Consider the following 20,611-nt stretch of genomic DNA (forward strand, 5'->3'; position numbering starts at 1 on the left):
CGTACGCCCTCTCCGTGCGGGTGGGCGTCGGCGCGGTCGTCGCGTCCGCGCTCGTTGGGCTCTGCGCGCACCTCCTGACCGAGACGTACGGCGCCCCCGCCTACTGCGGTTCGTTCGTCGGGATGGCGACCCCCGCGGCCGACGCCGAACTCGGGTCGGTGGCCGCCGCCGGCCTCGTCGCCGCCGGCGTCTTCGTCGCCGCCAAGCGCGCGTTCAACGGGTTCGGCGGGAAGCTCGGCACGACGGCGTTCGTCGGCTGCCTGTCGGTGGCGGCGCTCGGCGGGCTGACTCCCGGCGCGGGGACGGTCCCGGAGCCGGCCGTCGCGACGGGGCTCGTCGCCGCGGCGGCCGTCGCCGCGCCCGTCACGTACCTCGTGAGCGTTCAGCTCGACCACGGCCCGGTCGTCGCCTCCGCCGTCGTCGGGCTCGCGGCCGGCCTCGTCTGTCCGCCGCTGTTCGCCGCGGGCGACGCGGTCGCTGCGGTCGCCTTCTGCGCGTCGTTCGCCGGGATGGCCACCCCGGAGCGGATCCCAGGGCCCGGCGCGATGCTGTTGGCCGGCGGGACAGCCGGCGTGGCGTTCGTCGGCGCGGCGCCGTACTTCGTCGGCTTCGGCGGGAAGCTCGGCACGATCGCGTTCGCCGCCTGCCTCGTGACCGCGGGCGCCCTGTCGCTCGGCCGCCTGCTCGCGCCGGCGGAGAGCGACGCCGTGACCGGGTGACTCGCCGCCGCGTCGGGGGGCGCGAAGACGGCGGACGAACACCGTCGACCGGCGCGAGAGGCGGGCGGACATCGAGGCGAGGGGACGGATACCGGGACGGGAGGGCCGGCACCGAGACGAGAGGGTAATTAAAACACCACGCTACGCCGGGGGTGTTCGGAGGGTGCTGGGGCTCCTACGTGGGACCGATGCCCGATCCGACCGAACGGAGCTTCGAGTCGAGCCCCACCGTCTGTCCGTTCTGCGGCGTCGGCTGCCAGATCGAGTACGCCGACCGCGGCGGCGCGACCGGCGTCGAGGGGGCGGTGAACGCCAAGGGAGAGATCTGCCCGAAGGGGGCGGCCGCGTTCGACGTGGTCGACCACGAGGACCGCCTGACGGAGCCGCTGGTCCGACACGACGGGCACTTCGTCACCGCGCCGTGGGGGGAGGCGCTCGACCGCGTCGCGAGCGGAATCGGGCGCGTGGTCGACGAGCACGGCCCCGACGCCGTCCAGTTCTTCGCGTCGTCGAACTGTACGAACGAGGAGAACTACGTCCTCCAGAAGCTCGCGCGCGTCCTCGGGACCAACAACGTCGACAACTGCGCGCGGCTCTGTCACTCCTCGACCGTCGCGGCGATGAGCGAGCGGTTCGGGGCCGGCGCGATGACGAACACGCTCGACGACCTCCGGGAGACGGACTGCCTGTTCGTCAACGGGGCCAACCCGGCCGAGCAACACCCCGTGGCGTTCCGGTCGTACCTCCTCCCGGCGATCCGCGACGGCGCGACACTGGTCCATGTCGACCCGCGCGCGAACGACACCACCGAGGCGGCGGACGTCCACCTGCCGCTGCGCCCCGGCACCGACATCGAGGTGGCGAACGCGGTCGCGGCGGTCCTCGTCGAGGAGGACCTCGTCGACGAGTCGTTCCTCGACGAGCGCACGACCGGGTTCGACCGCCTTCGCGGCCACCTCGCCGGCGTGGACGTCGCCGCGAACGCCGAGGCGGCCGGCGTCGACCCGGAGGCGATCCGGGAGGCCGCCCGGGCGTACGGCGAGGCCGACCGCGCCGCGATCGTGACGGGGATGGGGACGAGCCAGCACCGCTGCGGCACCGACAACGTCCACGCCCTGCTCAACCTCGCGCTGCTGACCGGCAACGTCGGCCGCCCCGGGACGGGCGTGAACCCGCTGCGGGGCCAAAACAACGTTCAGGGCACGAGTGACGTTGGAGGACTGCCAGGCGTGCTCCCCGGGTACGAGCCCGTGACGGACGCGGCCACCCGCGAGCGCGTCGCCGAGGTGTGGGGGGTCGAGCCGCCGGCGGAGCCCGGCCTCACCGAGGTGGAGGCGACCCACCGGTTCGGCGACGAGGTGCGCGCGGCGGTCGTCTTCGGCGAGAACCCGGCCGTCACCGAGCCGAACGCGACGGCGGTCGCGTCGGCGTTCGACGACCTCGACTTCTGCGTCGTCATCGACCTGTTCGAGACGGCGACGGCCAAGCACGCGGACGTGGTCCTCCCCGGGAGCGCGTGGGCCGAGAAGGCCGGGACCGTGACGAACACCGACCGGCGCGTGATGCGGATGCGGCCGAACGCGGACCTGCCGGGGAACGCGCGACGGGACTTCGAGATCCTCACCGACCTCGGCCAGCGGCTGACCGACCGGCCGGACGCGTTCGACCACGACGGCCCGGAGGCGGCCTTCGAGGAGCTGACCCGCGTCGCCCCGATCTACGAGGGGATGAGCTACGCGGAGATCGGCGGCGGCTACCAGCGGTGGCCGTTCTCGGCGAGCGACGGGGCCGGCACCGACGTGTTACACGCGGAGACGTTCGCGACGGGCGAGCGCACCGCCCCGCTCGCGGTCGTCGACCCGGTCCCGCCCGCGGACGAACTCGACGCCGGCGAGCTGACGCTGACGACCGGTCGCGTGATGCAGCACTTCAACAGCGGGGCGCTCAGCCGGCGCTCCGACCGACTCGTGGCGATGCGGGGCGAGGACGCGCTCCAGATCCACCCGGCGGACGCCGCCGATCGCGAGATCGAGGACGGCGACCGAGTGACCGTCTCGAACGAGCGCGGGAGCGTCGAGGTCGCCGCCGAGGTCACGCCGGCGGTCCGCGAGGGCGTCGTGTTCTGTACGTTCCACTACCCGGACCCGCTCGCGAACGCGCTGACGGGCGACGCGCTCGACCCGGCGGCGAAGATCCCCGAGTTCAAGCACTCGGCGGTCGCGGTCGAGCCGGTCGCCGAGGGGGACGCGCCCGCGGAAGGCGACGCGGCCGGCGCCGACTGAACGGGCGCCGACGCGGGGTCGGCCGTCCGTCGCGGATAGGCGGCACGAATCGCCGGTATCAGCCGTGAGACCTGGGGGTGGCCGTTTATATAACCCAAGCGGAGAGGTCTCAGCATGGCTACATCGGGAGAGTACGGCCGGCACGACTTCGGTCAGGGCGGCTTGAACGACGGGCTCGACGTGGGTGAGCTGGTCGACGAGATCGGTCTCGACGGGGACGAGATCGCGTGGCGAAAGGAGTTCGTCGGCTTCGACGCAGAAGACGAGCGGCGACTGAGCCGGTACGAGGACGCGTTCGCGGAGAACGCGGAGCAGATCGCGGACGACTTCTACGAGAACCTCACCGAGCACGAGCAGACGACCGCGGTGATCGGCCGGTCCGACAAGGGGCTCGAACAGCTCAAGCGGACCCAGTCGGCGTACCTCGTGACGCTCGCGGGGGGCGAGTACGGGACGGAGTACTTCGAGGACCGGGCGCGGATCGGCAAGATCCACGACATGCTGGAAATGCCGATGAAACACTACATCGGGCAGTACGGCGTCTACTACGACCTGATCCTCCCGGTTATCGGCGACCGGCTCGTCGACTCGCTCACCGACCGGCTGGCCCCCGACGACGGCGGGACGGTCGACGACGAGACCGCGGCGGCGGTCGAGGCAGAGGTCGACGACGCGATCGAGGACCTGCTCTCCGTCCTCCGGATCGTCAACCTCGACATGCAGGTCGTCACGGACACGTACATCCACTCGTACAGCGAGAAGCTCTCGGCGGCCGTCGAGCGGAACGAGGAGCTGATGGCGGAGGTGGAGGCGGAGGTCGAAGACCCGATCGGCGACCTCCGCGAGTCGGCGGGCGACGTCGCCGAGAGCGCCGCCGAGGTGGGCGACGCGGCCGAGGAACAGTCGCGGCGGGTCGCCGAGGTCTCCTCCGAGGTCGCGAACCTCTCGGCGACCGTCGAGGAGGTGGCGTCGACGGCCGACGAGGTCGATCGGACGAGCAGCCGGGCAGAGGCCCTCGCGGAGGACGGCCGTGACGCAGCCGACGACGCCGCGTCGGCCATGGACGACATCGGCGACGCGGTCGACGAGGTGGCGGCCGACGTGGAGGCGCTTCAAGAGCGGGTCGAGGAGATCGACGAGTTCGTCGACGCGATCGACGGGATCGCCGACCAAACGAACCTGCTCGCGCTCAACGCCTCGATCGAGGCGGCCCGGGCCGGCGAGGCGGGTGCCGGGTTCGGCGTCGTCGCCGACGAGATCAAGTCGCTCGCGGAGGAGTCGCAGGGGCACGCGAGCGACATCGAGTCGATGGTCGACGGCATCCGCGCCGACACCGAGGAGACGGTCGAGAGCCTCTCGGAGACGACGGTGCGAGTCGACGAGGGGAGCGAGCGCGTCGGCGACGCGGCGGAGAGCCTCACCGACATCGCCGAGGCAGTCACCGAGACGGCCGACGGGATCGACGAGGTCTCCGACGTGACCGACGAGCAGGCCGCGGCCGCCGAGGAGATCGCCGCGACGATCGACGGGGTGGTCGAGCAGTCGAATCAGATCTCGGAGCGGATGGGAGAGCTCGCGGAGGAGAGCGAGTGCCAGTCCGCGGCGGTCGAGGAGGTCGAACGCAGCGTGCGCCGGCTGTCCGCCGACGGCGGCGACGACGGATTCCAAGCGGCGTCGGTGACGGACGGCGGCCGGTCGATCCCGGCGGGGCTACCGGAAGGGATGCCGGAGTTCGTGATCGACCGCCTCTCCGACGAGGAGTTACAGGCGATCGCGGCCGGCGACCTAGAGATGGACGACCTCCGGTGAGCCGGTCGGCGTGACCGGCGCGTCGGAGGCGCAGGAGCCGCGGCCCGAGCGGTCGGACTCAGGGGACGAAGTACGCGTCCGGTCCTCGAACGCCGGAGAGCTCGCGGAGCGCGGGGGCGCCGCACCGGTCGCAGGCGTCCGGCTCCGCAGCGGCGTCGGCCCGGGCGAACACCGTCTCGCAGGCGTCGCAGGCGACGTAGCGGAGCGCGAGCGACGGGGTGTCGGTCATGGGCGGGGTAGGCGGCCGACGCACTTGAACCGACGCCCGGGGCGGGTCGGTCTTGCCCGGACCCGGCATCGCCGGTCGGGTCACTATTGCCCGGACCCGGCGTCGCCGGAGGACGCGATCCGCGCCTCGTACTTCGCCAGCGACTCGTCGAGCGCCTCGGCGGCGTCGGCGTCCGCCGCCTCGGCGAGCGCGAGCAGCGCGAACAGCGCGTCGCCGATCTCGTCGGTCGCGATCGCGGCGGCGTCCGGCTCGCTTCCGTAGTCGGTCGAGGTCGCCACCTCCTTGGCGATCTCGCCGACCTCGCTCTCGAGGTCGAGGACCCGGTGCGCGAGGTCGGTCTCTAACCCGTGCTCGGCGACGAAGGCGGCGACGCGGTCCTGCTCGTCCATACGCGTGGCCTCCCTCGCCTCGGTAAAGAATCCTCCCGCTTCGGTCGCCCCGAGACCGCGGGCTTCGGTGGTGGCGAGGACGGCCGGTCGCGCAACCCCTAAGACGCGAGCGACCCCAGTGTTCGTATGCGAATCGCGATACTCGGCGGCACCGGCGACATCGGCGAGGGGCTCGCGCTCCGGCTGGCGGCGGACACCCCGCACCGGATCGCGGTCGGGTCGCGGGAGGCCGAGAAGGCCGAGACCAAGGCCGAGGAGTACACGACCGAACTGGAGAGCCGCGGGCTCGACGCCGCGGTGACCGGCGGGGAGAACGCCGCTGTCGCCGCCGACGCCCGCGTCGTCGTCCTCGCGGTGCCGCCGTATCACGTCGGCGACACCGTGGAGGCGGTGGCGGGGTCGCTGGACGACGGCGACGTGCTCGTCTCGCCCGCCACGGGGATGAAACGCGACGACGAGGGGTTCCACTACCACAAGCCCGGCGCGGGCTCAGTGACCGCGATCGTCGCCGACGCGGCGCCGGGGGGCGTCGCCGTCGTCGGCGCGTTCCACAACCTCGCCGCCGCGCGGCTGGCGAACCTCGACGCCGACCTCGGCGTCGACACGCTCGTCATCGGCGACGACGAGGACGCGAAGCGAACGGTCGCGGACGTCGCCGAGGGGATCGAGGGGCTCCGCGCGCTCGACGCGGGCGGGATCGCCAACGCACCCGAGATCGAGGCGCTGACGCCGCTTCTGATCAACGTCGCCTCGAACAACGACGGGCTCAACGACCTAGGCGTCCGGTTCCAGTAGGACCGGAGGCGGACCGTCGCCGAGCGCTATGACGAACGGATGACCGCCCGCGGATCGGCGGCGAACGCCGCCGGAGTCCCGGCTCGGCGGTGAGGTTCCGGGGCCGCGAACCACGGGAGAGATCCCCGGGCGAGCGTCGGCGCAGTCGTCCGGATCTCCGCCGGCACGGCGTTCCGTTAGGCCTTTGCGCGCCGGGGCCCTCCGGTCGGTAGATGGAGTACTTGCAGCGTCGGGTCGGGCTGGTCGAAGACCGGATCGAGTCGGTCATCGACGACGTCGAGCCCGAGGAGCTGTCCGGTGAGGTGGGGCACGTCGTCCTCGCGGGCGGCAAGCGCGTCCGCCCCGCGGTGACCGTCCTCGCCTGCGAGGCGTTCGACGGCGACCCCGAGGAGGCGGTCGACTTCGCGGCCGGTATCGAGTTCGTCCACAACGCCTCGCTCGTGATCGACGACATCATCGACCGCTCCGAGGTCCGCCGCGGCACCCCCGCCGCGTGGGCGGAGTTCGGCTACGGCCCGGCGATCATCGCGAGTGACGGCCTGCTCGGCGAGGCGTTCGCGCTGTTCTCCGCCGAGCCGCGCGCGATGCGCACCGTCGCCGAGGCGATGGTCGAACTCGGCGAGGGCGAGGCGACCGAGCTCGCCGCGCGCCCGACCAACGAGGCCGAGTACATGGATCTGGCGCGCCGGAAGACGGGCGCGCTGTTCCGCGCCGCCGCCGAGTTGGGCGCGGTCGCGGGCGGCGCCGACCCCCACGCGATCGACTCGTTCGGCGAGTACGCGGAGCGCGTCGGCGTCGCCTTCCAGATGCGCGACGACGTGTTGGACGCCACCGCCGACGCCGACGACCTCGGCAAACCGACCGGACAGGACGCTGAGATGGACCGCCCGAGCGTCCTCCAGGTCACGTCGCTGTCGCCCGAGGAGATCAACGAGCGTGCCCGCGCCGAGTCGGAGCGCGCGCTCGCCGCCCTCGACGACGCCGATCCGCCCGAGACCGAGGCGATCGAGTACCTGCGCGACCTCGCAGAGTTCGTCGTCGTCCGCGAACGGTGATCGGAAGAGAGCGTTCGTGCGGTCAGATCCCGGCGCTCAGATCTCGTACTCCGCTTTCTCCATGAGGTCCGCGAACACCTCGGTCCCCATCGCCTCCTCGTAGACGATGGCAGTGAGCATCCCGCCGGGGTAGACGCCGCCGTTCTGGACGTGGTCCACCTTGTGGCAGTGCATCGGGTAGATGCCGGGGTCCGCGTCCGCCTCGAACTCGACGGTGTACCGCTCCGCGGGCGCGACGTTCACCACGTCCTCAGGTAATTGCAGTACCTCGGGGTACGGCGCGCCGTCCTTCTCCACCGTGCGGAACCGGTGGTTGTGCGTGTGCATCGGATGCGACATGAACCCCGCGTTGACCAGGTGGAGCCGCACCGTGTCGCCCTCGCTGACGACGACCGGCGAGCCGTGGTCGGGGTTGAGCGTGTACGGCGCGACGCGGCCGTTGATCGTGAACGCGTCGGGGCGACGGTCCTGAACGTCGTAGCTGGCGTCCGCGCCGCCGTACGACCGGGAGAGCCGCGTGTCCCAGTCTTTCAGCGTCATGAACTGCTCGACGTCGGCTTCCTCGTACCCCTCGGGGTCGATCCGGAGGATCCCGTACATCCCCATGTCCATGTGCATCGGGGTGTTGAAGTGGCAGTGGTAGAGGTGGGTGCCGGGCACGTCCGCGCCGATCTGGTAGGTGTGCTCCTCGCCGGGCATCACGGTGATCCCCGTCGTGGACGGGACCCCGTCGTCCTTCCACGACTTCGAGACGCCGTGGAAGTGGAGCGTGTGCGGCATCTCCCCGCCGGTGTTGTCGAGGGTGATCGAGAGGTCGTCGCCCTCGGTCGCCCGGAGCACCGGGCCGGGGACGCTCGGCGTCCCGTCGTCGGCCTGGAACGCCCACGTCACCGGCATCTCGACCGGCCCGCCCAGCGATCTCCCGGGGTGGGCCGCGTGTCGGGCGTGGACCGAGCGCAGCGTCACCTCGCGGCCGCGCTCGTCGAGGTCGACGACCTCCGGCGACCCCGTCTCCGGGAGCGTCGGCCCGTCGTCGGTCGCCGGCGGGTCCGCGTCGTCGCCGGCGCTCGCGGTGGTGGTGGCCTCGTTCAGACAGCCCGCCAGCCCGGCGACGCCCGAGAGCCCCGCGGCCTGAAGGATCGTTCGTCGCGCGAAGCCGCCGTCGGAGACGGAGTCGTTCTGCGACATGTCTCAAGCGAGGGGGTGGGGAGAGATAACCCGGACGCGGCTTCCCGGTTCGAGACACGACGAGCGAACCAGTTCGTCCGCGAGCACATAAATGCGGCAGCGACCGCGGCGACCGGATCGCTCAGTCGTCCGCCGGCTCCTCGGCGGCCGCGTTCTCGCCGATGGGCTCGCTGTCCCAGTAGGCGTGGTCGTCGTCCGTCCGGAAGCAGGTCGCCGTGCGCTCCTCGCCGAGGTCGTACCCCGGGGGGGTCGACTCCCGGCAGGCGGCCCGCGCCTCCGGACATCGGGTGTGGAACCGACACCCGCTCGGCGGGTTCCGCGGCGAGGGCACGTCGCCGCGGAGCGTGGTGAACTCCTCGTCTCGCGCGTCCGTGCTCGCTCGCGGGACGCTCGACAGGAGCGCCTTCGTGTACGGGTGGGCGGGGTCGTCGAAGATCTCCTCGACCGGCCCGATCTCGACGATCTCGCCGAGGTACATCACCGCGACGCGGTCGCAGACGTGGCGGACCACGCCGAGGTTGTGCGCGATGAAGAGGAACGTGAGCCCGAAGTCGTCCTGAAGGTCTTCGAGCAGGTTCAGGATCTGGGCCTGAACGCTCACGTCGAGGGCGGACACCGGCTCGTCGAGGACGACGAAGTCGGGGTCCAAAGCGAGCGCGCGGGCGATCCCGATCCGCTGTCGCTGCCCGCCGGAGAATTCGTGGGGGTACCGGTCCATCTGGTCGGCGGACAGCCCGACGCGTTCGAGCAGGTCGCGGGCCGTCTCGCGCCGCTCAGCCCGGTCGGCCACGTCGTGGATCCGCAACCCCTCAGTGACGATGTCGCCGGTGGTCATCCGCGGGTCGAGACTGGAGAACGGGTCCTGGAACACGATCTGGGCGCGCCGGCGGAACTCCGTCAGCTCCCGCAACCCCATGCCCCGCACGTCCTCGCCGTCGAAGGTGATCTCGCCGGCGGTGGGCTCGCGGAGCCGCAACACCGTCTCGCCGGTCGTCGACTTCCCGCAGCCGGACTCGCCGACGAGCCCGAGCGTCTCGCCCTCGCGCACGTCGAAGGAGACGCCGTCGACCGCCTTCACGCTCTCCGACTCCTGTCCGAGCAGGCGGTCGACGAGCGACGGGTCGTCCGCGTAGTACTTTTTCAGCCCGTCGACGGAGAGCAGCGAGTCGCTCACTCGCCGTCACCTCCGTCGGCCGCGACCCCGTCGTCGGGATCGGCGGCGTCGCCCCCGTCGAAGTAGCCGTCGGGGAGCGCGTCGGCCGGGTCGTACTCGCGGTCCGCGAGGACGCACTTGGCGCCGTGGTCGGCGGCGGCCTCGACCGTCGCCTCGGGCGGCTTGTCGAGGCACGCCTCCATCGCCTTCGGGCACCGGTCCGCGAAGTAACACCGGTCGCCCATCTCGGCGTCGATCAGGCTCGGGACGTTGCCCGCGATCGGTTCGAGCCGCGCCCGCGGGTCGTCCACGTCCGGGATGGAGCCGAGCAGCCCCCGCGTGTACGGGTGAACGGTGTCCTCGAAGACGGAGTCGAGCGTGCCGCGCTCGACGATCTCGCCGGCGTACATCACGCAGACGCGGTCGCACATCTCGGCGATGACACCGAGGTCGTGGGTGATGAGCACGATGCTCATCCCGCGGTCCGCTTGGATCTCTTTCAGCAGGTTCAGGATCTGCGCCTGGATCGTCACGTCGAGGGCGGTCGTCGGCTCGTCGGCGATCAGCACGTCCGGCTCGCCGGCGAGCGCCTGCGCGATCATCGCGCGCTGGAGCATCCCGCCCGAGAACTGGCCGGGGTACTCGTCGACGCGCTCCTCGGGGTCGGGGATGCCGACCTGCCCGAGCAGCTCGACGGCGCGTTCCATGCTCTCCTCGCTCGTGTAATCTCGACCGGGGACGAGCCCGTCGAGGAGGTACTTCCCGAGCCCGTACCCCTGCGTCCGCGATCGGGTCGAGCGGGGGTTCGCCCGCGCCCGCCGCTGCACCTCGACCGCCTCGGCGATCTGTTCGCCGACGGTGATCGAGGGGTTGAAGCTGCTCATCGGGTCCTGGAAGATGACGCTAAACGAGGGGCCGCGCAGCGACCGCCGGACGCTGGGCGGCACGGTCCGGAGGTCGACGTGGTCGCCGTCGACCCCGACCCCCTCGGTCCCGCGGAACTCCTCGGCGAGGTCGGGGTCGCGGTACCACACCTCGCCGGCGGTGATCCGGCCCGGGGTCTCGACGAGGTCGACGAGCGACAGCGCCGTCACGGACTTGCCGGAGCCGGACTCGCCGACCACGCCGAGGATCTCGTCCTCGCGGAGGTCGAACGACGCCGACTCCACCGCGTTGATCTGCCCCTCTTCGGTGAAGAAGCGGGTCGAGAGGTCCCGGACCGACAGCACGTCGCCGGGCGCGGGCGCCCCGCTCGGCGTCGCCGCGCCGAGGCGTCCGGCGTCGGCGGTCGCGGCGGGGTCGCTCGCCCCGCCGTCGGTCGCCGCGGTCGGCTCGCTCCCCGCCGGGTCGTCGTCCGGCCGCTCGGCGTCGCTCATGCGGCACCCCCTTCGCCCTCGATACCGGGGTCCAAGGCGTCACGCAGCCAGTCGCCGAGCAGATTGATCCCGATCACCGACAGCATGATCGCGAGCCCGGGGATGGAGGCGATCCACCACTGGCCGGAGGAGACGTAGTCGCGCCCCTGCGCGATGTCGAAGCCCCACGACAGCGTGGTCCCGGAGAAGCCGAGGAACGACAGCGAGCTCTCCAAGAGGATGATCGCCGCCACCTGCACCGTCCCGAGGACGATGATCGGCGTGATCGCGTTCGGGAGGACGTGCCGGAGGATGATCGTGTTGTCGCCGGCGCCGAGCGCGCGCGACGCCTTCACGTACTCCTGCCCGCGCAGGGAGAGCGCCTCCCCGCGGGCGACGCGGGCGAACCACACCCAGTTGACGAGGCCGACGACGATCACCACCGTTATCGGCAATACGAAGCTGCTCGGCATCTCCGGCGCGAGGCCAGCGACGACGAACGGGTCGGGGACGTTCACCGCCGCGCGGCCCCACAGCCCGATCAGCGCGACCGCCAACACGAGCGAGGGGAACGCGAGGCTGATGTCCGCGATCCGCATCAGCGCGTCGTCGACCCGTCCGCGGTGGTAGCCGGCGAGCAGGCCGACCGGCACCCCGATCGACGCCGCCAAGAGCGTCCCGAGGACGCCGACGACGAGCGAGGTCCGGGCGCCGTACACCACTCGCGAGAACATGTCGCGACCGAGCCCGTCGGTGCCGAACACGTGGGCCGGGTCCGCGGTGATCTCGACCTCCTCGGTGACGGTCTGGATCTCGCCGTCGACCATCTGCGAGGAGGTCCGCTCCTCCGTCTGCGAGAAGCCGATCGGCGGCAGCTCGCTCTGGTTGAGCTGTTGGTCGTTCGGGTTGTGGGGCGCGATGAACGGGGCGAACACGGCGGCCAACACGATGATCACCACCAGCGCCAGCCCGAGCTTCGCGAGCCCGCTCTGTCTGAACTCCTTCTTGAGATTGCGAATGACACGTGAAGAGACCATGTTAGTCGGTCACCACCTCCGGGTCGAGGTAAGCGTACACAACGTCGACGAGGATGTTGACGAGGACGAAACTCGTCCCGATGACGATGAGGCTCCCCTGGAGCGCGGGCCAGTCCCGCTGGTTGATGCTCTCGATGACCAGCGTGCCGAGCCCGGGCCAGGAGAACACCGCCTCGGTGATCACGGCGCCGCCGATCAGCGTCCCGAGCTGGAGTCCGAGGACGGTGATCACGGGGATGAGGGTGTTCCGGAGCGCGTGTTTGTATCGGATCAGCGTCCGCGGGAGCCCCTTGGCGCGCGCGGCCTGGACGTAGCCCTGGCTGAGTTCGTCCAGCATCCCGGACCGCGTCAGCCGGGTGATGAGCGCCATGAAGTAGGTCCCCAAGGCGATCGCGGGCAGCGTGATGTACGCGAGCCACGTCAGCAGCGTCCCGACGAACGGCTCGGCGTTGACGACCGAGAGGGCGACGTCGCCGACGTCGACCCCGCGGCCGCTGGTGTTGAAGATGTTGAACTCCACCGCGAAGATCAGGATGAGCATGATCCCGAGCCAGAAGTTCGGCGTCGAGATGCCGCCGAGCGACAGCAGTGTCGCGCCGTAGTCGACCGGGTCGTTCCGGTTCGTGGCGCTGATCACGCCGAGCGGGATCGCCAAGACGATCGCCACGACGCTCGCGGCGACGGCGAGTTCCACGGTGGCGGGGAGGCGTTCGAAGACGAGGGTCGTGACCTCCTGTCCGCGGATGTAGGACCGGCCCATGTCGCCCTGGAGCAGCTCGAAGACGTACCGTCCGTACTGGACGTACAGCGGCTGGTCGAGCCCCAGTTCGGCGGCGATCGCCTGCCGCGTCTCCTGTGACGCGTCGAGCGGCGCGACCGCGTTGATCGGGCTCCCGGGGGTGACGAACCGGAGCGCGAACACGACCGTGATGACGCCCCAGACGACGCCGATCCCCTGGAGGCTTCTTTTGAGTGCGAATCTGCCGAGTGACATTACTAACGATATGGAGAGGTGAGTCGCGTTACTGCTGGGTCGCCGTGTCCGGGTCGATGAACTCGTCGGCCCGCGGTTCCCAGGAGATGTCGCTGGAGACGCCGTAGACGCTGAACTGCTGGTGCATGAACACCCACGGCGCGAGGTCGTGGGCGAGCTGGTTCGCCTCCTGGAGGATGTCGACGCGCTCGTCGGGGTCCTCGGTCGCCTCGGCGTCCGTGAGCAGCCCGTCGAGCTCGTCGTTTTTCAGCACCGTCAGCGCGCCCTCGGAGGAGAGCAGCGGTGTCAGCGTCTGGCTGCCGTCGAACTCCGCGTTCCCCCACCCGAGGAGGTTGAAGTGCGGGCGGTCCTCGATGTTCGGCGCAGTGACGTCCTGAACGAGCGAAGAGAACTCACGCTGTTCGACCTCACAGGAGACGTTCGACAGCGAGTCGATCTGGCTGGCGGCCGCCTGCGCGATCTGGACGTCGCGGAGGTACCGGCCGATCGGCGTCTCAAGCGTGATTTCGACGCCCGCGTGCCCCGACTCCTCGACGAGCCGCTCGGCCTCGTCGGGGTCGTACGGATACGGGTCGATGTCGGGGTTGTAGCCGACGTGGCCGTCGAGGGTCGGCTGGGAGGTGATGTTGCCGAAGCCGTTGAGCACGTTCTCGATGATACTCTCGACATCGACCGCGTGGTTCATCGCCTGCCGGAACTGCTGGCTGGAGAACGGCTCCACGTCGTAGCGCATCTGGAGGAAGATGATCCGCGCGCTCGCGACGGAGTTGATCGTCGCCACGTCGGAGCTGTTCACCCGCGACACCTCGTTCGGCGGTACGTTCGTCACGATGTCCGTCTCCTCCGCGAGTAGCTGGTTGACCCGCGTGCTCGACTCGCTGGAGGCGGTCATGGTGAGCTCGTCGACCTCGGGCGCGCCGTCCCAGTACTCCTCGTTGGGCTCGTAGACGACTTGGTTCCCCGACTCGTAGTTCGTGAGGCGGAACGGCCCCGTCCCGTTGGCGTTCCGGTTGATGTAGTCGCCGCCGTTCTCCTCGACCCACGACTGCTGCATGATCGGGCCGTTCGTCGCGAACAGCTGGAAGGCGATCGGGTTGAACCCCTCGAAGGACACCGTCACCTGCCCGTCGCCGGTCGTCACCTCGTCGACCAGGCCGAGGTCGTTGGACTGCGGGCTGACGATCCCGACGTCCTCGAAGACGATCCGGCGGATGCTGTACCGGACGTCCTGCGGCGTGACCTCGTCGCCGTTGTGGAAGGTGATCCCGTCGCGCAGCATGAACTGGACGCTGCCGTCCTCGGTGCGCTCCCACTCGTTGGCGAGGCCGGCGATGATGCCGCCCTCCTTGTCGCGGTCGAGGAGGCCCTCGTACAGCTGGCCGACGATGATCTCGGTGTTCGTCTCGGCGTGGTCCTGCGGGTCGAGCCCGGAGTCCATCTGGCCCATGGTGACGCCGAGTTCGAAGCTGTCGCCGCCGCCGTCGCCACCGTCACCGCCGTCGCCGCCACCGTCGCCGCCGTCGCCGCCGTCGCCGCCTCCGGAACAGCCTGCGAGACCGACAGCACCGGCCGTTCCGGCGTACTTGAGCACCGTCCGCCTGTCGACATGATCGTCGTTGTCAGTAGGCATAGGCGATCCCATACGATAGAGAGTTATGAACCTACCGGCAGACCCGGCGGCGGTGTTCAGATAAGGATTGAAAGGTGAGGCGGTGCGTTTTCAAAGTGTTCTATGCCCAAAAACGACCGCCTCAACGGCTGTTTAGACGATATCAACTTAGAGTTTGTGGAGCGAGAAGCAACACCGCGGCTGTTGATGAAGCTCAGTATTCAGCTTCATTTGGCTGGATTATCGCTTTCAAATACTGTTTCGTTTCTTGAGGTATTCGGTGTTGATCGGGTTCGCTCCACCGTTCATAACTGGGTTCACAAGTCCGATCTACAGCCGGAGTCTGGGCGAAGCCCGAATCACGTTGCGGTCGATGAAACTGTGATTCGACTTAACGATGAACAATATTGGCTGTACGCTGCTGTCGATCCGGAAACGAACGATCTGCTCCATACGCAGCTTGAACCGACAAGAAACAATGCGATCGCAGATCAGTTTTTCGCAGATCTCCGCGAGAAACACGACGTAGATGACGCGATTATTCTCGTCGATGGCGCAGCTCCACTTCAGCGAGCCTGTCGAAAGCATGACCTCGATTTCAGATACGAACGACATGGAAATCGGAACAGCGTTGAACGTGTATTTCGTGAGGTAAAACGCAGAACTATCTGTTTCTCAAACTGTTTCAGTAACGCTGAAGCAGAAACAGCAAACGAGTGGCTGAGATCGTTCGCCTTCGCATGGAATCAGCTTATCTGAACACTACCCCGCGAACCGCACGAAACGATTTGAGGCCGCGGACCGTACTGCGAGCATGCGTGACATTAACCCGGACACGCTGATGCTGGTGGCGGGTGTGGCGATCTCACTGATCGCGCTCTTAGAGCTGTATCCGCTCTGGAAAAATCGGAGGGACGACCGACGGTGACGGCCGTCCCTTTCACACCGGACCCGCATTCGGCGACCACGGCCAACCGACTCCCCGGCGGCCACGGCGACGGGCGTGCCGGTCCTGAGCGCGACACGGGGACCGGGCGGCGACCCTTCAGACATGTTCCGCGAGGAAGCCGACGATCCCGCGGTACGCCTCGATCCGGTTGTCGAGCTTCGCGAACCCGTGTCCCTCGTCCTCGAAGATCAGTTTCCGCACCGGGACGCCCTGTTCGCGCGCCTCCTCGACGATCTGCTCCGCCTCGCCGACGGGCACCCGCGGGTCGTTCTCACCGTGGAGGACGAACAGCGGGGCCGCGATCCGGTCGATGTTGTTGATCGGGGAGACGGACTCGAGGAACTCGCGGTCCGCGTCGAGCGAGCCGTACTCGGCCTCGCGCAGCGACCGCCGCCACTCCCCGGTGTTCTCCAAGAACGTCACGAAGTTCGCGATGCCGACGATGTCGACCCCGGCGGCCCACAGCTCCGGGTACTCGGTCAGCGACGCGAGCACCATGAACCCGCCGTAAGAGCCGCCCATCGCGACGACGCGGTCCGGGTCGACCTCGGGGTGGTCGTGGAGCCAGCCGACGCCCTCCCGGACGTCCTTCACCGAGTCCATCCGGTTCTCCACGTCGTCAAGCCCGGAGTACGCCTTCCCGTACCCCGAGGAGCCCCGGACGTTCGGTTCGAGGACCGCGTACCCGTTGTTCAGCAGGTACTGCGTCACAGCGGCGAAGGATGGCCGCCGCTGCGACTCCGGCCCGCCGTGGATGTCGACGACGACCGGGTACCCAGACTCCGGCGGCTCCGTCTCGGGCACGGAGAAGAACGCTGGGATCTCCCGGCCGTCGAACGTCGGGTAGTGGACCAGCTCGCGCTCGACGAACGTGTCCGCCGGGATCCCCGCGGTCGAGGCGCGCGTCCACCGCTCCGCCTCGCCGCTCGTCGCGTCGACGACGTGGACGTTCGCGTTGTGGGTGCTCCCCGTCGTCGTCACGGCGAACCGGTCGCCGTCGGGCCCGAAGCTCACGCCGCCGGCGACGCCGTCCGGGAGGTCCGGCTCCGGGAACTCGTCGATGCGGTCGGGGGCGACGAGTTCGCCCGCCGTGAGTTCGGTGTAGCCGTCGACGTTCCGGGAGTAGACGACCCGGCGGGAGGACTCGTCTATCGCGACGCCGTCGACGTTCCACTCGCCCCCGTCGGCGACGACGGCGAACTCGTCGGTCTCCAGGTCGATCCGCTCCAGGCGGAGCGTGTCGGTGTCGCGGTCGGTGACGAGGTACACGCTCTCGCCGTCGGGCCCCCACTCCGGACCGGCGTACCGCACGTCGCCCTCGTGGGGCGTGTGGTGGGTCAGGTCGCCGCTCGCGAGGTCGAGGGTGTACACGTCGTGGTCGAACGAGGAGTGCGCCTCGTGGACGATCAGCCGGTCGTCGCTCGGCGACCACCCGGCGACGGAGAGCCAGCCGTCCCCCTCGTGGACCAGTTCCGCGTCGTCGCCGGTCTCGTCGCGGGCCTGAACGTACACGTCGAAGACGGCCTCGTCGCGGCGGTTCGACGCGAACGCGAACCGGTCGCCAGCCGAGTCCCAGCCGCCCCACCGGTGTTTCGCCTCCGGCTTGGCCGTCAGCTCGGTGATCCCCCCCGACTCGTAGTTGAGCAGGTACAGCTGCGCGCGCTCGTTGCCGCCCTCGTCCATTCCGAACACCGCTTCGGACCGCTCCGGCGAGGAGTCGACGAAGGAGACCGACTCCTCGAAGAACGTGTGCTGCTCGGGCCACGACTCGGGCCCGCGGACCGACCACACCTGCCCCGTGCCGGTCGTGTCGAGGAGGAACGACAGCCGACCGTCGGGGCCGAGGTCGGCGCCGCCCGCGTTCCGCACGTTGAGGTAGCGTTCGATGTCGTACTGTCGCATGACACTCGGTTCCGCGCCTGCCGTGAAACCGTTTCGGGTGACGGAACCCTCGCCGCGGTCCCGCGACTCCTCGAGATGCCGTGTCTTTTTACCGACTCCCCCCGTGCGGTCGGCGTATGCGCGTCGCGTTCGCCTCGCTCTTCGCCCCCGGACACGGGGAGACCCCGGCGCGAACGCGGACCCTGCGGACCGCCCGCGCGCTCGCCGACCGCGGCCACGACGTGGTCTGGCTCTGCGCACAGTGGTGGGGCGGCGACCACGACGCCTTCGAGGAGGACGGGATCGAGTTCCGGGCGGTCACCGTCGAGCCCGCGCCGATCCCGTTCGCCGCGCGGCTCCCGGCCGCGGTCCGGCGCGCGGGAGCCGACGTGGTCCACGCGGTCAACAGCCCGCCGACGCCGGCGCTCGCCGCCACGGTCGCGGGGTCGCTCTCGCGGGTCCCGGTCGTCGTCGACTGGTGGCGCGACCACCCCGCCGACGCCCGCCGGTGGTACCGGCCGCTCGCCCGCCGCGCGGACGCGGTCTCGACCCCCTCGCGGACCACGAAGACCCGCGTCCGCGAGCACGGGGCGGACGGCGACGACGTGCGCGTGCTCCCCGAGAGCATCGACTTCGACGCGGTCGAGTCCGCCGGCGTCGACGACCGCTTCGACGCGGTGTACGCCCGGCGACTCGACCGCCACGCCAACGTCGAGACGTTCCTGCTCGGGCTCGCCGAGCTGCGCGGCCGCGACTGGACCGCGGCGGTGATCGGCGACGGCCCCGAGCGCGGCCGGATCGAGGCGACCGCCAGCGACCTCCGGATCGCCGACCGGGTCGAGTTCCTCGGCGACCTGCCGCTCGACGAGCGGCTCCCGATACTCAAGGGGACGCACGTCGCGGTCGCCACCGCCACGTGGGAGACGTTCGCGACCGACCTGCTGTGGGCGGTCGCGTGCGGCTGCGTCGCCCTCGTGGAGTACCAGGCCGACTCCAGCGCCCACGAGCTCGTCGAGGGGCGCGAGCGCGGGCGACTCGTCACGAGCCCGGCGGAGCTGGCCGACGAGTTCGTCGCGGTCGGCGACCTCGAACGCCGTGCGGTCGACCGCGAGTTCGCGTCGTTCGACCGCGAGGCGGTTATCGACCGGTACGTCGCGCTGTACGAGGAGCTCGTCGACGGGGAGTGACGGGACTGCGGGGTGACCCGCGAACGGAGGAAGAACCGCGAACTGTCGGGAGGACCGCGGACCGGCGCGACGGACGGCGAGAGGGGAGCGACCGCCCGCTACGCCTGGTCCTGCCCGGTGATCGTGCCGCCGTACTTCATGAAGACGAACGCCAGCCCCAGCGTGCTCACCATCGCGATGAACGTCGCGATGCCGAGCGCGCGGGCGGCGTCCGGGACGAACACCGCGTTCGACCCGCCGCCGCCGACCTCGACGGTGGGGATGTCCTCGCCGACGGCGAGGCCGGCGTGCATGCCGACCGCGGTGTGGGGCACGCAGTGGTAGTGGGTGATCCCGGCGTCCTCGCTCGACGTCTCGTACTCGTACGTCGCTCCCTCCTCGCCGACGGGGTCGCCGCTGTCGAGGCTGGCCGGGCCGCCGCCCTCGACCGTCTGGACGTTGTGGGAGCCGCCGGCGCCCGTCCACTCCCAGGTGATCGTCGTCCCCTCGTCGACCCACACGAGTGTCGGGTCGAACGCCAGGCCTTGGTCGCCCGCCCCGACCGAGATGGTCACCGAGTCTTGACCGCGGGCGTCGGTGTACGACCCGACATTCCCTTCGGTCGCGCTGGGCCAGTCGGGCTCCACTTCCTGTGCCGCCGCCGTCCCCGCCGTCGCCGTCGCCGCGCCGGCGGCGGCCGCCGCACCGCCGGCCGTCCGCATGAACGCGCGCCGAGAGACGTCGTCCGAACTCATACGAGGCGGTTCGTGGTGACCCGTAGTGAATATGTTGATCCGAACGCGACGTCGACCCCGCTCTACTTATAAGAAATCGCCGCCTCGGCGGCCGGAAATCACAGCGAAATCTACCGCCGGATCCGGTCGAGGTCGTCGACGAAGGCCCGGAGCGCTGAGCGCGTCACGTGCGGCATACACACGACGCGGAGTTCGCCGGCGCCGGTCCGCGACACCTTCCAGCCGGCGTCGCGGAGCGACTCGAACTCCGACTCGGGCACGTCGGCCGCGACGAGCGGGAGCTCCGGCTCGACGACGCGGTAGCCGCGATCCGCGAGCTCGTCGGCGAGCCAGTCGGCGTTGTCGGCCGCGCGTTCGGCCGCCTCGCGGTAGCCGTCGGGCCACAGCGCGTCCATCGCCGCGACGGCGCCCGCGACGCCCGCGCCGCTCCGGGTCCCGGTCAGCGTCGCCTGCGACCGGGACTCCAGGTAAGGGGTGTCGACCGCGAGCGCGTCGAGCGCGGCGTCCTCGCGCGCCAGCAGGCCGCCCGCCGGCACCGGGGCTTGCCCGTACTTGTGGGGGTCGATCGTCAGCGTGTCGACCGCGGCGTCGGCGAACGACCACGCGTGGTCGGTGAACGGGAGGACGAACCCGCCCCATGCGGCGTCGACGTGGAACCGCGCCCCGACTTCCTCGGCGATCGCCGCCAGCTCGGGGATCGGGTCGACCCGCCCGTACTCCGTGCTGCCGGCGACGCCGACGACGAGTGCGGTCCCGTCGTTGACCGCGGCCGCGACGGCGTCGACGTCGGCCCGGAAGTCGTCGTCAAGGGGGACCGTCCGCAGCTCGACCCCGAGCACCTCCGCGGCCTTCGTGAACGAGAAGTGCGCGCTCGCCGGCGCGACGACGTTGACCTCGTTCCCGTCGCTTCCGCCGTGTCGGTTCCGCGCCGACCGCACCGCCTGAACGTTCGCCTCGGTCCCGCCGGAGGTGACGTACCCCGCGGCGTCGGCGGGGGCCGAGTGGGCTGCGAGCGTCGCGAGCCCCTCGACCGCCCGGGCCTCCAGCTCCGCCACCGACTCGTACGTCGCGGGGTCGCCGGGGTTCGTCGCGAGGAATCGCTCGGCGGCCGCGCGGGCGTCCGGGTGCGGCTCGGTACACATCGAGGAGAGCACCCGGTCGAACGACTGCGGCTCCGGTTCCGGCTGTCGCATCTGCCACCCTGTTACGTGGGGCGGCTCTTACCCGTTCCGCTCTCGGCGCCGAG

The 20,611-nt window shown here is 70.3% G+C and carries 18 protein-coding genes; 7 read left to right on the forward strand and 11 right to left on the reverse strand.

Going from position 1 to position 20,611, the window contains the following annotated elements; genetic code table 11:
- The 3 genes from B9G49_RS09405 to B9G49_RS09415 all read left to right on the forward strand — a co-directional run.
- The coding region (locus B9G49_RS09405; RefSeq protein ID WP_086216178.1) for a hypothetical protein at window positions 1-719 on the forward strand (719 nt) is incomplete at its 5' end.
- A gap of 188 nt (window positions 720-907) precedes the next feature.
- Window positions 908-3,001, forward strand: coding sequence for a formate dehydrogenase subunit alpha (gene fdhF / locus B9G49_RS09410; RefSeq protein WP_086216179.1), 2,094 nt, complete (start codon window positions 908-910; stop codon window positions 2,999-3,001).
- Window positions 3,002-3,115: 114 nt separating this feature from the next.
- Window positions 3,116-4,810, forward strand: a complete 1,695-nt coding sequence (locus B9G49_RS09415) for a globin-coupled sensor protein (RefSeq protein WP_233125186.1) — start codon at window positions 3,116-3,118, stop codon at window positions 4,808-4,810.
- A gap of 58 nt (window positions 4,811-4,868) precedes the next feature.
- Here the strand turns inward: B9G49_RS09415 and B9G49_RS16540 are convergent, their stop codons facing one another.
- Both B9G49_RS16540 and B9G49_RS09420 read right to left on the reverse strand, forming a co-directional pair.
- On the reverse strand, window positions 4,869-5,039 hold the full coding sequence (locus B9G49_RS16540; RefSeq protein ID WP_155120035.1) for a hypothetical protein: 171 nt from the start codon (window positions 5,037-5,039) through the stop codon (window positions 4,869-4,871).
- A gap of 83 nt (window positions 5,040-5,122) precedes the next feature.
- A complete protein-coding gene (locus B9G49_RS09420; RefSeq protein ID WP_049931405.1) occupies window positions 5,123-5,428 on the reverse strand; it encodes a MazG-like family protein in 306 nt (101 codons plus the stop codon).
- 126 nt (window positions 5,429-5,554) lie between these two features.
- On the opposite strand from B9G49_RS09420, the gene npdG reads away from it, so the two are divergent.
- Both npdG and B9G49_RS09430 read left to right on the forward strand, forming a co-directional pair.
- Window positions 5,555-6,223, forward strand: coding sequence for an NADPH-dependent F420 reductase (gene npdG / locus B9G49_RS09425; protein ID WP_086216180.1), 669 nt, complete (start codon window positions 5,555-5,557; stop codon window positions 6,221-6,223).
- A 212-nt stretch (window positions 6,224-6,435) separates the two neighbouring features.
- Complete coding sequence (locus tag B9G49_RS09430) at window positions 6,436-7,278, forward strand: polyprenyl synthetase family protein (protein ID WP_049931403.1); 843 nt, start codon at window positions 6,436-6,438, stop codon at window positions 7,276-7,278.
- Window positions 7,279-7,314: 36 nt separating this feature from the next.
- Here the strand turns inward: B9G49_RS09430 and B9G49_RS09435 are convergent, their stop codons facing one another.
- The 6 genes from B9G49_RS09435 to B9G49_RS09460 form a co-directional block, all read right to left on the reverse strand.
- Window positions 7,315-8,466, reverse strand: a complete 1,152-nt coding sequence (locus tag B9G49_RS09435; protein ID WP_086216181.1) for a multicopper oxidase domain-containing protein — start codon at window positions 8,464-8,466, stop codon at window positions 7,315-7,317.
- Between the two features lie 121 nt (window positions 8,467-8,587).
- The gene (locus tag B9G49_RS09440; RefSeq protein WP_086216182.1) at window positions 8,588-9,640 is read right to left on the reverse strand and encodes an ABC transporter ATP-binding protein; all 1,053 of its coding nucleotides are present in this window, start codon (window positions 9,638-9,640) and stop codon (window positions 8,588-8,590) included.
- Window positions 9,637-10,995 carry an ABC transporter ATP-binding protein gene (locus B9G49_RS09445; protein WP_233125187.1) on the reverse strand — a complete coding sequence of 453 codons (1,359 nt, stop codon included), beginning with the start codon at window positions 10,993-10,995 and terminating at the stop codon, window positions 9,637-9,639. The genes B9G49_RS09440 and B9G49_RS09445 overlap by 4 nt, the downstream gene beginning before the upstream one ends.
- Window positions 10,992-12,011 carry an ABC transporter permease gene (locus B9G49_RS09450; protein WP_049931401.1) on the reverse strand — a complete coding sequence of 340 codons (1,020 nt, stop codon included), beginning with the start codon at window positions 12,009-12,011 and terminating at the stop codon, window positions 10,992-10,994. The genes B9G49_RS09445 and B9G49_RS09450 overlap by 4 nt, the downstream gene beginning before the upstream one ends.
- A gap of 1 nt (window position 12,012) precedes the next feature.
- On the reverse strand, window positions 12,013-13,005 hold the full coding sequence (locus B9G49_RS09455) for an ABC transporter permease (RefSeq protein WP_049931400.1): 993 nt from the start codon (window positions 13,003-13,005) through the stop codon (window positions 12,013-12,015).
- Window positions 13,006-13,033: 28 nt separating this feature from the next.
- Window positions 13,034-14,635 (reverse strand): ABC transporter substrate-binding protein, encoded by a 1,602-nt coding sequence (locus B9G49_RS09460; RefSeq protein ID WP_086216183.1) that lies wholly within the window; start codon window positions 14,633-14,635, stop codon window positions 13,034-13,036.
- A gap of 102 nt (window positions 14,636-14,737) precedes the next feature.
- Between B9G49_RS09460 and B9G49_RS09465 the strand changes: the two genes are divergently transcribed.
- The gene (locus tag B9G49_RS09465; protein ID WP_086216184.1) at window positions 14,738-15,373 is read left to right on the forward strand and encodes an IS6 family transposase; all 636 of its coding nucleotides are present in this window, start codon (window positions 14,738-14,740) and stop codon (window positions 15,371-15,373) included.
- Window positions 15,374-15,659: 286 nt separating this feature from the next.
- Here B9G49_RS09465 and B9G49_RS09470 read toward each other — a convergent pair whose 3' ends face one another.
- On the reverse strand, window positions 15,660-17,465 hold the full coding sequence (locus B9G49_RS09470) for a S9 family peptidase (RefSeq protein ID WP_086216185.1): 1,806 nt from the start codon (window positions 17,463-17,465) through the stop codon (window positions 15,660-15,662).
- A 116-nt stretch (window positions 17,466-17,581) separates the two neighbouring features.
- On the opposite strand from B9G49_RS09470, the gene B9G49_RS09475 reads away from it, so the two are divergent.
- Complete coding sequence (locus B9G49_RS09475; protein WP_049932468.1) at window positions 17,582-18,631, forward strand: glycosyltransferase; 1,050 nt, start codon at window positions 17,582-17,584, stop codon at window positions 18,629-18,631.
- Between the two features lie 98 nt (window positions 18,632-18,729).
- Here the strand turns inward: B9G49_RS09475 and B9G49_RS09480 are convergent, their stop codons facing one another.
- Window positions 18,730-19,365: a halocyanin domain-containing protein gene (locus B9G49_RS09480; RefSeq protein ID WP_049932469.1), complete on the reverse strand. Its 636-nt coding sequence runs from the start codon at window positions 19,363-19,365 to the stop codon at window positions 18,730-18,732.
- 110 nt (window positions 19,366-19,475) lie between these two features.
- Complete coding sequence (gene mfnA, locus B9G49_RS09485; RefSeq protein WP_086216186.1) at window positions 19,476-20,558, reverse strand: tyrosine decarboxylase MfnA; 1,083 nt, start codon at window positions 20,556-20,558, stop codon at window positions 19,476-19,478.
- Window positions 20,559-20,611: the final 53 nt, after the last annotated feature.

Source organism: Halorubrum sp. SD683 (assembly GCF_002135045.1).
In the GTDB taxonomy this organism is placed as follows: domain Archaea; phylum Halobacteriota; class Halobacteria; order Halobacteriales; family Haloferacaceae; genus Halorubrum; species Halorubrum ezzemoulense.

Coding starts and splice junctions, on each gene's coding strand:
- fdhF (WP_086216179.1), top strand. CDS start 908: ATGCCCGATCCGACCGAACGGAGCTTCGAGTCGAGCCCCACCGTCTGT.
- B9G49_RS09415 (WP_233125186.1), top strand. CDS start 3,116: ATGGCTACATCGGGAGAGTACGGCCGGCACGACTTCGGTCAGGGCGGC.
- B9G49_RS16540 (WP_155120035.1), bottom strand. CDS start 5,039: ATGACCGACACCCCGTCGCTCGCGCTCCGCTACGTCGCCTGCGACGCC.
- B9G49_RS09420 (WP_049931405.1), bottom strand. CDS start 5,428: ATGGACGAGCAGGACCGCGTCGCCGCCTTCGTCGCCGAGCACGGGTTA.
- npdG (WP_086216180.1), top strand. CDS start 5,555: ATGCGAATCGCGATACTCGGCGGCACCGGCGACATCGGCGAGGGGCTC.
- B9G49_RS09430 (WP_049931403.1), top strand. CDS start 6,436: ATGGAGTACTTGCAGCGTCGGGTCGGGCTGGTCGAAGACCGGATCGAG.
- B9G49_RS09435 (WP_086216181.1), bottom strand. CDS start 8,466: ATGTCGCAGAACGACTCCGTCTCCGACGGCGGCTTCGCGCGACGAACG.
- B9G49_RS09445 (WP_233125187.1), bottom strand. CDS start 10,995: ATGAGCGACGCCGAGCGGCCGGACGACGACCCGGCGGGGAGCGAGCCG.
- B9G49_RS09450 (WP_049931401.1), bottom strand. CDS start 12,011: ATGGTCTCTTCACGTGTCATTCGCAATCTCAAGAAGGAGTTCAGACAG.
- B9G49_RS09455 (WP_049931400.1), bottom strand. CDS start 13,005: ATGTCACTCGGCAGATTCGCACTCAAAAGAAGCCTCCAGGGGATCGGC.
- B9G49_RS09460 (WP_086216183.1), bottom strand. CDS start 14,635: ATGCCTACTGACAACGACGATCATGTCGACAGGCGGACGGTGCTCAAG.
- B9G49_RS09465 (WP_086216184.1), top strand. CDS start 14,738: ATGCCCAAAAACGACCGCCTCAACGGCTGTTTAGACGATATCAACTTA.
- B9G49_RS09470 (WP_086216185.1), bottom strand. CDS start 17,465: ATGCGACAGTACGACATCGAACGCTACCTCAACGTGCGGAACGCGGGC.
- B9G49_RS09475 (WP_049932468.1), top strand. CDS start 17,582: ATGCGCGTCGCGTTCGCCTCGCTCTTCGCCCCCGGACACGGGGAGACC.
- B9G49_RS09480 (WP_049932469.1), bottom strand. CDS start 19,365: ATGAGTTCGGACGACGTCTCTCGGCGCGCGTTCATGCGGACGGCCGGC.
- mfnA (WP_086216186.1), bottom strand. CDS start 20,558: ATGCGACAGCCGGAACCGGAGCCGCAGTCGTTCGACCGGGTGCTCTCC.